The 12,715-nt window shown below is 72.1% G+C and carries 10 protein-coding genes and 2 pseudogenes; 9 read left to right on the plus strand and 3 right to left on the minus strand.

Annotated elements, in window-relative coordinates; all coding sequences use genetic code 11:
• Nucleotides 1-193: 193 nt before the first annotated feature.
• A complete protein-coding gene (locus ACWF94_RS17865) occupies nucleotides 194-580 on the plus strand; it encodes a BlaI/MecI/CopY family transcriptional regulator (protein ID WP_453488630.1) in 387 nt (128 codons plus the stop codon).
• Between the two features lie 140 nt (nucleotides 581-720).
• Nucleotides 721-903, plus strand: a pseudogene (locus ACWF94_RS17870) (peptidase E); the annotation flags it as partial.
• Nucleotides 904-1,096: 193 nt separating this feature from the next.
• Here the strand turns inward: ACWF94_RS17870 and ACWF94_RS17875 are convergent.
• Nucleotides 1,097-1,843 (minus strand): annotated as a pseudogene (locus tag ACWF94_RS17875) (helix-turn-helix domain-containing protein); the annotation flags it as partial.
• A 277-nt stretch (nucleotides 1,844-2,120) separates the two neighbouring features.
• Here ACWF94_RS17875 and ACWF94_RS17880 point away from each other — a divergent pair.
• Nucleotides 2,121-3,035 carry an ABC transporter ATP-binding protein gene (locus ACWF94_RS17880; RefSeq protein ID WP_453488633.1) on the plus strand — a complete coding sequence of 305 codons (915 nt, stop codon included), beginning with the start codon at nucleotides 2,121-2,123 and terminating at the stop codon, nucleotides 3,033-3,035.
• Between the two features lie 5 nt (nucleotides 3,036-3,040).
• Nucleotides 3,041-3,847 carry an ABC transporter permease gene (locus ACWF94_RS17885; RefSeq protein ID WP_453488650.1) on the plus strand — a complete coding sequence of 269 codons (807 nt, stop codon included), beginning with the start codon at nucleotides 3,041-3,043 and terminating at the stop codon, nucleotides 3,845-3,847.
• A 15-nt stretch (nucleotides 3,848-3,862) separates the two neighbouring features.
• Here ACWF94_RS17885 and ACWF94_RS17890 read toward each other — a convergent pair whose 3' ends face one another.
• Nucleotides 3,863-4,603 carry a SigE family RNA polymerase sigma factor gene (locus tag ACWF94_RS17890; RefSeq protein WP_453488636.1) on the minus strand — a complete coding sequence of 247 codons (741 nt, stop codon included), beginning with the start codon at nucleotides 4,601-4,603 and terminating at the stop codon, nucleotides 3,863-3,865.
• Between the two features lie 206 nt (nucleotides 4,604-4,809).
• Between ACWF94_RS17890 and afsQ1 the strand changes: the two genes are divergently transcribed.
• From afsQ1 to ACWF94_RS17905, 3 genes are all read left to right on the plus strand, one after another.
• Nucleotides 4,810-5,487, plus strand: a complete 678-nt coding sequence (afsQ1, locus tag ACWF94_RS17895) for a two-component system response regulator AfsQ1 (protein ID WP_175257369.1) — start codon at nucleotides 4,810-4,812, stop codon at nucleotides 5,485-5,487.
• Between the two features lie 145 nt (nucleotides 5,488-5,632).
• Nucleotides 5,633-7,249 (plus strand): ATP-binding protein, encoded by a 1,617-nt coding sequence (locus ACWF94_RS17900; RefSeq protein ID WP_453488653.1) that lies wholly within the window; start codon nucleotides 5,633-5,635, stop codon nucleotides 7,247-7,249.
• A complete protein-coding gene (locus ACWF94_RS17905; protein ID WP_453488639.1) occupies nucleotides 7,246-7,863 on the plus strand; it encodes a hypothetical protein in 618 nt (205 codons plus the stop codon). The genes ACWF94_RS17900 and ACWF94_RS17905 overlap by 4 nt, the downstream gene beginning before the upstream one ends.
• 208 nt (nucleotides 7,864-8,071) lie before the next feature.
• On the opposite strand, the gene ACWF94_RS17910 is transcribed toward ACWF94_RS17905, so the two are convergent.
• On the minus strand, nucleotides 8,072-9,733 hold the full coding sequence (locus ACWF94_RS17910) for a BACON domain-containing protein (protein WP_453488642.1): 1,662 nt from the start codon (nucleotides 9,731-9,733) through the stop codon (nucleotides 8,072-8,074).
• Nucleotides 9,734-9,988: 255 nt separating this feature from the next.
• Here ACWF94_RS17910 and radA point away from each other — a divergent pair, with 255 nt between their 5' ends.
• Both radA and disA read left to right on the plus strand, forming a co-directional pair.
• A complete protein-coding gene (gene radA, locus ACWF94_RS17915) occupies nucleotides 9,989-11,455 on the plus strand; it encodes a DNA repair protein RadA (RefSeq protein ID WP_453488644.1) in 1,467 nt (488 codons plus the stop codon).
• A 44-nt stretch (nucleotides 11,456-11,499) separates the two neighbouring features.
• A complete protein-coding gene (gene disA, locus ACWF94_RS17920; RefSeq protein WP_453488647.1) occupies nucleotides 11,500-12,624 on the plus strand; it encodes a DNA integrity scanning diadenylate cyclase DisA in 1,125 nt (374 codons plus the stop codon).
• The last annotated feature ends 91 nt before the right edge of the window (nucleotides 12,625-12,715 follow it).

Consider the following 12,715-nt stretch of genomic DNA (forward strand, 5'->3'; position numbering starts at 1 on the left):
GTCCGGGCCCTCCGCCGTCCGGCGGCCCGGGTGGTTGCGCGGGCCGAGCCGTCCCGCCGCCGTCCCGCATCCCTTGTACCGAGGTCGACGATCCCCATTACCGCAGATCAGCGCCCGATACGAGTGCGCCCTTGGGGATATGCGGCCGAGGAATGGCTTGGGCCGTCCACTTCCTCTCCATAAAATGACGGCTGTGAAAGGCCAACTGGGAGAACTTGAAGACGCGGTGATGACGCGCGTCTGGCAATGGAACCGGCCGGTCACGGTCAGAGAAATCCTCGAAGACCTGCGGCGGGATCGCCCCATTGCCTATACCACCGTCATGACCGTGATGGACAAGGTGCATCAGAAGGGCTGGCTCCGCCGGGAACTCGACGGCCGCGCCTTTCGGTACAGCCCGGTGTCCACCCGGGCCGACTACGCGGCGACATTAATGAGCGAGGCGTGGTCGAGAAGCGACAATCCCGCAGCCGCGCTGGTCGCATTCTTCGGCATGATGTCCGCGGAGCAGCGCGACGCATTCGACGATGCGATCCGTGTCCTGAGCGAGAGGGAGAACATGTGGCAGAGACCGGCCTGAGCCGCGGTCCCGCCGCGGTGCGCCCGGGTCGGGCGGCTCCCCGCGCCCCGGCCGGTCCGCCGGACCTGCGACCTGCCGTCGTGCCGTCCTGCCCATCGCGTCGACCTGTCGATCTGTCGGCCGATGAACGATCATGGACCATGGCCGCCCCGGAACCCACCGTCGTCGCCACCTCGGGCGGTCACCGTGCCGGAGGCCGCACCACGGTGAGCTGTGACTCCCTGGTGCACCACGCGGTCGACCTGTCCGGGGCCCGCGGCCGTCGCCCCCGGATCAGGTACGTCGGCACGGACATCGGCGACGCCGAGCACTTCACCGCGCGGGGCGCCCCAGTGCCGCGCGCTGTGCCGCTGTGAGCCTGCCGGACGCGGCGGTCACGGTGTAGGCGCCGGCCCCGGCACGCCGAAGCGCGACCGGATCGGTGAAGTCCTGGTGCCGTTCCGCGTCCCGTAGGGCGTCGGTGACGCGCTCCAGGGGCCAGTCCAGTGCGGCGGCCAGCTGTTCGGCGGTGAGGGGTGTTCCGGCGTGCGCCAGTGCGGCGAGGAGCGTCAGAGCGTCGCCGAGGGTGGCGGCGACGGATCCCCCGGACATGTCGTCGCTGAGCTGTGCGAAGAACTGGCGCATATGCTCCAGCCGGGCTCCGGCAGGTGTGGCGGGATCGAGAACGCTCACTCCCCGCTGGGCGATGTCCGCCAGCAACGCGTTCGTCCGGGCGCTCGTCAGCCAGGTGCGCAGCCAGACGTCGTCGTCGATGAGATACAGCTCGCGGCGCGGCGGCCGGGTGCCGCGCTCGCGCCGGAGCAGCTCCAGCCCTTCGAGATAGCCCACCGCCTTGGACACGGAGGCGGGGCTCACCCGCAGCCGCTGGACCAGTTCGGCCGCGGTCAGGGCGCCGGAGTCGGTGGTGACCAGGGAAGCGAGCACCCGGGCCGCCATCCGGGGCAGCCCGGTCACGACCATGAGTTCCGCGAACTGCTCGGCGAAGCCGTGCACCGCGTCCCGGTCGCGTCCGCCGGTGTCGGAGCCGGACGGGCCCGCCGACTCCGGGGGAGCGGCGGGCCCCCGCCGGCGGGCGCGGTCCGAGGTGGCCCGGTGGGCACGGTCCGCCCGGTAACCCTCTGGGCCGCCGTTGCGGGAGACTTCCCGGCTGACGGTGGACGTCGGCCGGTCCAGCCGCCGTGCGATCTCCGCGTATCCGAGTCCCCCGGCCAGTCCCGCCGCGATGTGGTGTCGGTCGACTTGCGTCAGCCTGCCTCCCGGCATTCCTGCTCGCCTCCTGCCGCTCGATGGTCGGCCCAGTATGCGTTCACGATCAGAACATTGCAACGACGCTCTCTGATTCCTTGCTTTCACTCTCAATGTCATTGCAACAGACTGAGCTATCAAGCGGCGATGCAGGGGGATTCATGGGCGGTCGAGCGTTGACGGTTCATGAAATGCAACGTAGCCTTCGCTGAATTCCGAACGAACTGTGGCCGGGTGCCGATGCCCAACGGCGGCCCCTCGCGCCGCATGAGGCGAACCCCACGAAGGCGAGATGATGACGACGAGTGAGGAAGTCGTGCTCCGGGCCGACGGGCTGCGTATGCGCTACGGCACGCACGACGTCCTGCGTGATGTGACGTTCCGGGTGCGCCACGGCGAAGTGGTGGCGCTGCTGGGACCCAACGGCGCGGGGAAGACCACCACGATCGAGATCCTGGAAGGCTTCCGGATGCGCTCGGCGGGCCGGGCCGAGGTGCTCGGCACCGATCCGGCGCACGGCGACGAGCGGTGGCGGGCCCGGCTGGGCGTCGTCCTGCAGTCCTGGCGCGACCACGGCAAATGGCGGGTGCGGGAACTGCTCACCCATCTCGGCACCTACTACGCCCCTTACGCCACCCGCGCGATCCAGCGCCCCTGGGACGCCGATCGCCTCATCGAGGCGGTGGGTCTGACCGAGCGGGCCGACAGCAAGATCAGGACCCTGTCGGGTGGACAGCGGCGCAGGCTGGATGTGGCGATCGGCATCGTGGGCCGCCCCGAAGTGCTGTTCCTGGACGAACCGACCGCCGGGTTCGACCCGGAGGCGCGCTACGAGTTCCACGACCTCGTCCACCGCCTCGCGGCCGACCACGAGACCACGATCCTGCTCACCACGCACGACCTGGACGAGGCGGGCAAACTCGCCGACCGCATCATGATCCTGGCCGGCGGCCGGATCATCGCGGACGGCTCGGCGGACGAACTGGCCCGGCGGACGGCGGGCGAGGGCGAGGTGCGCTGGACGCACGAAGGGCGGCGCTTTGTGAAAACCACCCCCGACTCCACCGGGTTCGTCCGCGGACTGCTGCGGGAACACGGCGAGGCGATCGGCGAACTGGAGGTCCGCAGGGCCTCCCTGGAGGACACGTACATGGCCCTGGTGCGCCAAGGCGAGGCAGCCGCCCGCGAGCAGCGGAAGGTGGCACGGTGAACCCGGTGAACCCGGCGGGCACGGCGCTGCGAGCGGGCTGGACGCGCGGTCTGATCGAACTGCGCCAGTCGTTCACCAACGGCGGGGATCTGCTGTCCCATCTGCTGTGGCCCGTGATGATGGTCGCCGTCATGTACTTCATGCGGGACCGGACGTTCGGCTCCAGCGGATTCCCGCTCGGCACCCTGGTCCTGCCGAGCGTGCTGGGGATGAACGCGGCCATGGGCATGGTCAGCATGAGTCAGCTGCTCACCGCCGATCGCGAGGACGGCACCCTGCTGCGCGCCAAGGCGACGCCGAACGGAGTGCGGGGCTATCTCGTCGGCAAGCTCGTCACGGTCTCCGGCAGTCTCCTCGCCGACCTGGCGATCTTTCTGATCCCCGCCCTGCTGATCATCGACGGGCTGTCGACCGGCAGCCCCGGCTCCTGGCTGACCCTGAGCTGGGTGCTGGTACTCGGCATGGTGGCGACCCTGCCCCTCGGCGCGGTCCTCGGGTCCGTGTTCACCAGCGCCCGCGCCCAGGGCCTGATCCAGCTGCCCGTCATGGGCATGATCGCGATATCGGGCATCTTCTACCCGATCACCTCGATGCCGGGCTGGCTGCAAGGGGTCGCGGAGGTGTTCCCGGTCTACTGGCTCGGCCTGGGCATGAGATCCGCCCTGCTCCCGGACGCCGCGGTCGCCGTCGAGATCGGCGAGTCCTGGCGGCAGCTGGAGACCGTCGCGGTGCTGGGTGCCTGGGCGGTGGCCGGGCTGCTCGTCGCCCCCCGGGCTACCCCGGTTTTTCCCCGTTTCCCCCGTTTCCTCTGATTCCCCCGTTCACCCTCAGGCCACCAGCTCGCCGAAGGACTCTTCCTCGTCACGGCCGAAGCTGAGGACCTCGTCCTCGCGCAGCCGGCGGAGTGACCGCCAGATGCTCGACTTCACCGTGCCGACGCTGATGTCCAGGATCTCCGCGATCTCCGGGTCGGTGCGGCCCTCGTAGTAACGGAGGACCAGCATCGTCCGCTGGAGTTCGGGCAGCCTGGCCAGCGCCTGCCAGAGCACCGCGCGCAGCTCCGTACCCCGCATCGCGTCGGTGTCGCTCGCCGTCTCCGGCAGCTCTTCCGTGGGGTACTCGTTGAGCTTGCGCCGGCGCCAGGCGCTGATGTGCAGATTGGTCATGGTGCGGCGGAGGTACCCCCCGACCGCCGCCTTGTCGCTGATCCGGTCCCAGGCGCGATAGGTGGAGAACAGCGCGCTCTGGAGCAGGTCCTCCGCCTCGAACCGGTCACCGGTGAGGTGGTAGGCGGTCGCGTACAGAGAGGAGCGGCGCTCCTTCACGTAGGCGGTGAACTCCGCCTCCGACAGGCTCGTCGCCGCCTCTCCGTACGCCGCCCCCGTGCCCCTGCTCCCGGTGGAGCCCCCCGTGGCGTCAACGACCGTCATATACGACGGCTTGTGCTGACGCCCGGTGCCGCGAACGCACCCCCGCCCGTTCACGGCACCGGACTTCTCCGTGGTCCGCCCGACGTCGTGGAGACGCGTGACAACTGCGCTTGAGGTGGTGCTGTGCAGTGCGTTCATCTCGCGCCCCCCGTCGAGTGGAGTCTGTTTCCGTCCGTGTGCCTAGAAGCTTGCCCAGGCGATTTCATGGCGGTGTCCCCCGACTGTCACAGGGCTGTCACAGGGGCTCCGGCAGGGCTGAACGGGGCGGCGTGACGGGGACGCCGGGGGCCCGCGCGAGGGCGGCCATTCGAACTCCGGCACACCCATGGGCCAGAATGACCTCCGTGCCTTTTCTGCTGCTGATCGAGGACGACGACGCCATCCGCACGGCCCTCGAACTCTCCCTGTCCCGCCAGGGCCACCGTGTGGCCACCGCGGCGACGGGCGAGGACGGCCTGAAACTGCTGCGTGAGCAGCGGCCCGACCTGATCGTGCTGGATGTGATGCTGCCCGGGATCGACGGTTTCGAGGTGTGCCGCCGCATCAGGCGCACCGATCAACTGCCGATCATTTTGCTGACCGCCCGCAGTGACGACATCGATGTGGTCGTGGGCCTGGAGTCCGGAGCCGATGACTATGTGGTCAAACCTGTCCAGGGGCGGGTGCTGGACGCCCGTATCCGGGCCGTGCTGCGCCGTGGCGAGCGGGAGTCCACCGACTCGGCCACCTTCGGATCCCTGGTGATCGACCGTTCCGCCATGACCGTCACCAAGAACGGCGAAGATCTCCAGCTCACGCCGACCGAGCTGCGACTTCTGCTGGAGCTGAGCCGCAGGCCGGGGCAGGCCCTGTCGCGGCAGCAGCTGCTGAGACTGGTGTGGGAGCACGACTATCTCGGTGACTCCCGGCTGGTGGACGCCTGTGTCCAGCGGCTGCGGGCGAAAGTGGAGGATGTGCCGTCATCGCCGACCCTGATCCGTACGGTGCGCGGGGTGGGCTACCGCCTGGATGTCCCGCAGTGACCATGCCCCCCAGTCCGGTCCGCCGCCCGGTCCGCCGCACGGTCCTCGGCCGAGTCCATGGCCCGACCCGTCCGGCCTGTCCGATCCATCCGTGCTATCCGGTCCATCCGGCCTGTCCGGTCTGCCGTACGGCGGGGACCGCTCGGTGAGCGGTGCCGCGAAGCGCGTGATCCTGGCCGGGCTGCGCTGGACGAGTCTGCGGCTGCGGCTGGCCGTGGTCTTCGCCGTGGTCGCGCTGACCGCGGCGGTGTCCGCGTCGGGCATCGCGTACTGGCTCAACCGCGAGGCGGTGCTGACCCGCACCCAGGACTCCGCGCTGGGGGACTTCCGGCAGCAGATGCAGAACCGGGCGGCGGCGCTGCCGCTGCAACCCTCCCAGGGGGAGTTGCAGGACGCCGCCGACCAGATGTCCCACGGCAAGGACGGGTACAACGTGCTGCTGATCGGGGAGCGCGCGGCGGGCAAACCGGTGGTGGTCACATCCGACGCGGACGACTTCACCCTCGACGATGTGCCCGGAAGGCTCCAGGAGGCGGTGAACGACCCGCAGGAGGTGGGCTCGGGCAATTCGGTCCCGTACCACGTCTACTGGCAGCGCACCGAGCGCGGCGGCAAGCCGTATCTCGTCGGCGGCACCCGGATCGTCGGCGGCGGTCCGACCGGCTATGTGTTCAAGTCGCTGGACCAGGAGCGGGAGGACCTCAATTCGCTGGCCTGGTCGCTGGGTATCGCGACCGCGCTGGCGCTGATCGGCTCGGCGCTGCTCGCACAGGCCGCCGCGACGACCGTGCTGAAGCCGGTGCACCGGCTGGGCGAGGCGGCCCGGCGGCTCGGCGAGGGCAAGCTCGACACCCGGCTGCGGGTGTCGGGGACGGATGAACTGGCCGAACTGGCGAGGACGTTCAACAAGACCGCCGAGTCGCTGGAGAAGAAGGTCGCGGACATGAGCGCGCGGGAGGAGTCCAGCCGCCGGTTCGTGGCCGACATGTCGCATGAGCTGCGTACGCCGCTGACCGCGCTCACCGCCGTCACGGAGGTGCTGGAGGACGAGGTGGACAGCCTCGATCCGATGATCGCGCCCGCGGTGAACCTGGTGGTGAGCGAGACCCGGCGGCTGGGCGATCTGGTGGAGAACCTGATGGAGGTCACCCGCTTCGACGCGGGCACCGCCAGGCTCGTCCTGGACACCGTGGACGTCGCCGACCAGGTCACCGCGTGCATCGACGCGCGGGCCTGGCTGGACGCGGTGGACCTGGACGCCGAGCGCGGGATCATGGCGCGGCTCGATCCGCGCCGGCTCGACGTCATCCTCGCGAATCTGATCGGCAACGCGCTCAAGCACGGGGGTTCGCCGGTACGGGTCGCGGTGCGGCCGGTCGGCGGTGAGCTGCTGATCGAGGTACGGGACCACGGGCCCGGCATCCCCGCCGAGGTGCTGCCGCATGTGTTCGACCGGTTCTACAAGGCCAGCGCGTCCCGGCCGCGGTCCGAGGGCAGCGGGCTCGGGCTGTCGATCGCCGTGGAGAACGCCCATATCCACGGCGGGACCATCACCGCGTCGAACTCCCCCGACGGGGACGGCGCGGTGTTCGTCCTGCGGCTGCCGCGCGGCGAGGCCGAGCCGCAAGACGAACACGGCGACGAGGGCGACGAAGGCGACGGCGGCGTCACCGGCGCGGACTGCGACGGCGCCCCGGCGGAGGGCACGGGCAGTACGGGCAGTACGCGCAGTACGGGCGGGCGAGAGGAAGGCACTCAGTGACGGTCACGGTCCGCGCCCGGCGGGGCGCGGTCCCCCCTGCGGGAATCCTCGCGCTCCTCGGCGCGCTCATACTCACCGGCTGCGGCATCAGACCCACCCCGGTGCCCGTGGACGCCGGTCCGGCGCCCTCCCGGGTCCCCTGCGAGGTGAGCGGCGAGAACCTCCCTCAGGGGCAGCCCCAGCGCTTTCCGGTCCGGGTCTATCTGGTCTGCGCCTCCCAGCTGGAGTCCGTGGACCGTACGGCCGACATTCCCCCGCCGGCGGCCCCCGGCGACCGGGTGGAGGTCGCCCAGGCGCTCCTCGCCGAGTTGCAGCGCGAGCCGTCGTCCGCGGAGCGCGAGGCGGGCTTCGCCACCTACGTCCGGGGGCCGATGGTGCTCAGCGGGCCGCGCGCGGGCGACCCCGACGGCACCCTCCGCCTGAGCCGCCAGCCGGAGGACCTGCCGGCCGCCGCCCTCGCGCAGATCGTCTGCACCTTCGCGGAGAGCCGTGCCGCGGCGGCGGGGGGCACGGTGGTACTCGGGGGGCCCGGAGAATACGTCCCCCGCGGCTACACCTGCTCCCGCGCGACCAAGAACCGCCCTGACGAGGCCGTCCCAACGGTGTCCCCCTGACCGGGGTTCCGCCCCAGACCCCGCGCAGAACCAGCCCGTCCGGCGATTGAGGACACCCCGCAGGGGTGCGCGACAGCCAGACGCGCTGGCGCGGGCCCTCCCGGGGCTCCGCCCCGAACCTCCCCCTACGCCCTAGCGGGCGTGGGGGGACCCCCAGCGCCTCAAACGCCGGCGAGGCTGAATCTGCGCACCCTCACTGGGCGGTGGGTCACGGGGAAGGCGTCGGTTCCGGGGAAGTCGGGGGTGGCTCCGAGGTCGAGGGGTCGGGGGTGGGAGTCGGGGTGGGGGTGGGTGTCGGGGGCGGGGGGGCGGACGGGGTGGGCCGGGGCGGCGACGGCTCGTCGGTGGGCGGCCGGGTGGTCGGGCGCTGCGACGGGGGACGGTGGCCGCCCTCCCCGTAGCCCTCGATCGACACCACCGCGCCCGATGGCCCCACGCCGATCCGGGCCCGCCACGCCCCCGCGGGCTCCCGCTCCCTGTCCACGCGGACCTGGATGGTGGTCGCCTCGCCCGGCCGCAGTACGCCGGACGTACGGCTCAGCCGCAGCCAGGAGGCGTCCGTCCACGCCGACCATCGCACCGGAGCGCCGCCCGAGGCGCGGAGGGTGATACGGGTCAGGTCGCCGAAGGGTTCGGCCTCGACGGTGAGGCGGCCGGGGCCCGGCCGGCCGGGGACGGCGGGCGGGAGGGGTGGGCCGGTGGTGACGACCTCGACGGAGACATCAGGGGAACGGGTGCCCGCGGTGTAGCGGGAGCCGGGGTCGTCGTGGGTACTGCCCGCGTTCTCGTAGCGGTCGTAGGGCTCGCCGTGCAGACCGTCGGCGTCCTCCGACTCCGTGGCGCTCACCGACGCCCCGCCCTGCCGTCCCTCGCCGGTGAGGGGGGCGCCGCGGTAGGCGGCCCACAGCGCGAGGACCGGCGCGGCCACGACCGTCGCGACGACCGTGGTGGTCACGGCGCGGGCCCGCAGCCTCTCCCGCCGGGCCGCCTGGTCCTTGGGGTCGAGCGGGAAGCCGCCGGGGCCGAAGCGGGGCGTGGCGGACCGGGCGCGGGGTGCGTGGCGCATGGCGAGGTGGGTCGCGGTGCGCGGCGCCTCCACCAGCGGCAGGGTGGCCGGGGTCACGGCCGAGCCGGGCCAGGGGCCGCCCTCGCCGGAGCGTTCGGCGGCGCGGCGGCAGCGGGGGCAGTCGTCCACATGCCGGACCAGTTCGGTGCGCAGCGCGGTGGAGAGCAGGACGCGCCCGTCCCCGGCGAGCCGGGCGACGGCGGGGCAGTCGCCGGTCTCGACCACGGCGAGGGCGGCCCGGGTGCGCTCGACCTCGCAGGCGGCGGCGGCCAGGAGTTCCCGGGCGGCCAGGGTGTCGAGGCCGAGGACGGAGGCGACCTCACGGGGGGCGAGTCCATGGCGTACGGCCAGTTCGAGCGCCTCGCGCTGCTCCGGGGAGGTACCGGCCGCCTCGGGCCAGGCGAGCCGGGCGAGGTCGGCGCGGCGGCGGGCGGCGGTCACCTCGGGGACCCGGGGCCGCTCCTCGGAGACGATGGGCCTGCCGGTGTGCGCGCCTGGCCTGCTGTTCCGCCGTTCGGCCAGCCGTCGGCGGCAGGACCACCGCGCCAGGGCGTACAGCCATGCCTGGCGCTCGGGTCCGGCCGCCGGGGCACGCCCGTGGTTCCGGTCGGCGACGGCGAGCACCTCGCCGAGGAGCGCGGTCGCCTCTCCGTGCTCGCCGAGCACGGAGAGACAGTAGGTGAACAGGCCGTCGAGATACGGCTCGTAGCGCGCGGGCGGGCGCTGCGGGGACGGCCGCTGGGCACGGCGGTGCGCCCGGTGTGCGCCGGTGGTCTGCGTCGGTGGTTCCGGCCTGCTGCTCATCACGCCGTGACGGTAGGCGCAGGACCGCACCCGGTTCGTACCGCTTGAGTACTTTTAATCCTTACGGGTGAACAGTTCGCCCGAAGGGGGAGAGGAATCGTTTATTCCGTACCTCTTGCCCGATCATCCGTGTCCGCTCCGTGTCGCCCCCTGACACCCCTGGTCGCCCCCCCTGACACCCCTGATCCCGCCGCGTGCGACCGCCGGAACCCCCGTACCACGATCAATGTCAGTGGTGCCCGCTACGGTTCCCCCATGGCTGCCCGTACGAAATCCACGAAGGACCGGCCGTCCTACCGCTGTACCGAGTGCGGCTGGACCACCGCCAAGTGGCTCGGCAGATGCCCCGAGTGCCAGGCGTGGGGCACCGTCGAGGAGTACGGCGCCCCCGCGGTGCGGACCACCGCGGCCGGGCGGGTCTCCACCGCCGCCCTCCCCATCGCCCAGGTCGACGGGCGGCAGGCCACCGCCCGCTCCACCGGGGTCGGCGAGCTGGACCGGGTGCTCGGCGGCGGGCTGGTGCCGGGGGCGGTCGCGCTGCTCGCCGGGGAGCCCGGCGTCGGCAAGTCCACCCTGCTGCTCGATGTCGCCGCCAAGGCCGCGAGCGACGAGCACCGCACGCTCTATGTGACGGGCGAGGAGTCCGCGAGCCAGGTCCGGCTGCGCGCCGACCGCATCGGCGCGCTGCACGACCAGCTGTATCTCGCCGCCGAGACCGATCTGTCCGCCGTCCTCGGCCACCTGGACGCGGTCAAGCCGTCCCTGCTGGTCCTCGACTCCGTACAGACCGTCGCGTCCCCCGAGATCGACGGCGCCCCCGGGGGCATGGCCCAGGTCCGCGAGGTCGCCGGCGCGCTGATCCGGGCGTCCAAGGAGCGCGCGATGTCCACGATCCTCGTCGGGCATGTCACCAAGGACGGCGCCATCGCCGGACCGAGGCTGCTGGAGCACCTGGTCGATGTGGTGCTGCACTTCGAGGGCGACCGGCATGCGCGGCTGCGGCTGGTCCGGGGCATCAAGAACCGTTACGGGGCGACCGACGAGGTCGGCTGCTTCGAGCTGCACGACGAGGGGATCACCGGGCTCACCGACCCCTCGGGCCTCTTCCTCACCCGCCGGGACGCGCCGGTGCCCGGCACCTGTCTGACGGTCACCCTGGAGGGCAAGCGGCCCCTCGTCGCCGAGGTGCAGGCGCTCACCGTCGATTCGCAGATCCCCTCCCCCCGGCGCACCACATCGGGTCTGGAGACCTCCCGGGTCTCGATGATGCTCGCCGTGCTGGAGCAGCGCGGCCGGATCACCGCGCTCGGCAAGCGCGACATCTACAGCGCCACCGTCGGCGGGGTGAAGCTCTCCGAGCCCGCGGCCGATCTGGCGATCGCCCTGGCGCTGGCCTCGGCCGCCAGCGACACCCCGCTGCCGAAGAACCTCGTCGCGATCGGCGAGGTCGGCCTCGCGGGCGAGGTGAGACGGGTCACGGGGGTCCAGCGGCGGCTGGCCGAGGCCCACCGTCTCGGCTTCACCCACGCCCTCGTTCCCACCGACCCCGGCCGGATCCCCGCCGGGATGAGAGTGACGGAAGTGGCCAATGTGGGGGACGCCCTGCGGGTGCTCCCGCGCGGTCGTGAGCGGGCGCGGGAAGGTGGCTCCGAGGGCGCTCCCGGCGGCGCCCCGCGCACCAGGCGTGCGGACGCCCCACGGGATGAGGACACTCGCCGGTAGACTTTGCCCTGGTCTCGCCCATCCGTACGAGCCGGAGGAGTGCAGTGGCAGCCAACGACCGGGCATCAGCACCCGGAAAGTCCGGCGCGGGCTCCGGCACCGAAGCACTGATCCGTGCCGCCCTGAGCGCGGTCGCGCCCGGTCAGGGCCTGCGCGACGGCTTGGAGCGCATCCTGCGGGGGAATACCGGCGGGCTGATCGTCCTCGGCATGGACAAGACCGTCGAGTCGATGTGCACCGGCGGCTTCGTGCTGGACGTGGAGTTCACCGCGACCCGGCTGCGCGAGCTGTGCAAGCTGGACGGCGCGCTGATCCTCGACAAGGACATCACCAAGATCCTGCGGGCCGGGGTGCAGCTCGTCCCGGACGCGTCGATCCCCACCGAGGAGACCGGCACCCGGCACCGTACGGCGGACCGGGTCTCCAAGCAGTGCGGATTCCCCGTCGTCTCCGTCTCCCAGTCGATGCGGCTGATCGCGCTGTACGTGGACGGCGAGCGGCGGGTCCTGGAGGAGTCGGCCGCGATTCTCTCGCGGGCCAATCAGGCGCTCGCCACCCTGGAGCGGTACAAGCTCCGGCTGGACGAGGTCGCGGGCACGCTCTCCGCGCTGGAGATCGAGGACCTGGTCACCGTCCGGGATGTCACGGCCGTCGCCCAGCGGCTGGAGATGGTCCGCCGGATCGCGACGGAGATCGCCGAGTACGTGGTGGAGTTGGGCACCGACGGCCGCCTTCTCTCGCTCCAGCTCGATGAGTTGATCGCGGGGGTGGAGCCCGAGCGGGAGCTGGTCGTACGCGACTATGTGCCGGAGCCGACCGCGAAGAGATCCCGGACGGTCGACGAGGCGCTGGCCGAGCTGGACGCCCTCACCCACGCCGAGCTGCTGGAACTGCCCATAGTGGCTCGGGCCCTCGGCTACAGCGGCTCCCCCGAGACCCTGGACTCCGCGGTCTCCCCGCGCGGCTACCGGCTGCTGGCGAAGGTGCCCCGGCTGCCCGGCGCGATCATCGAACGGCTCGTGGAGCACTTCGGCGGACTGCAGAAGCTGCTCGCGGCGAGCGTGGACGATCTTCAGACGGTCGACGGGGTCGGGGAGGCGCGCGCCCGGAGCGTACGGGAGGGGCTGTCGCGACTGGCGGAGTCGTCGATCCTGGAGCGGTACGTCTAGGGGGTGCGGGGTGCGGCCTCTTACCGGGGCGCCCCCCCCCCCCCCCCGCGGGCCCCCCCCCGCGCGGGGGGGGTGGTGGGCCCCCGCGGCC

It is taken from the genome of Streptomyces sp. NPDC055078 (assembly GCF_053607985.1).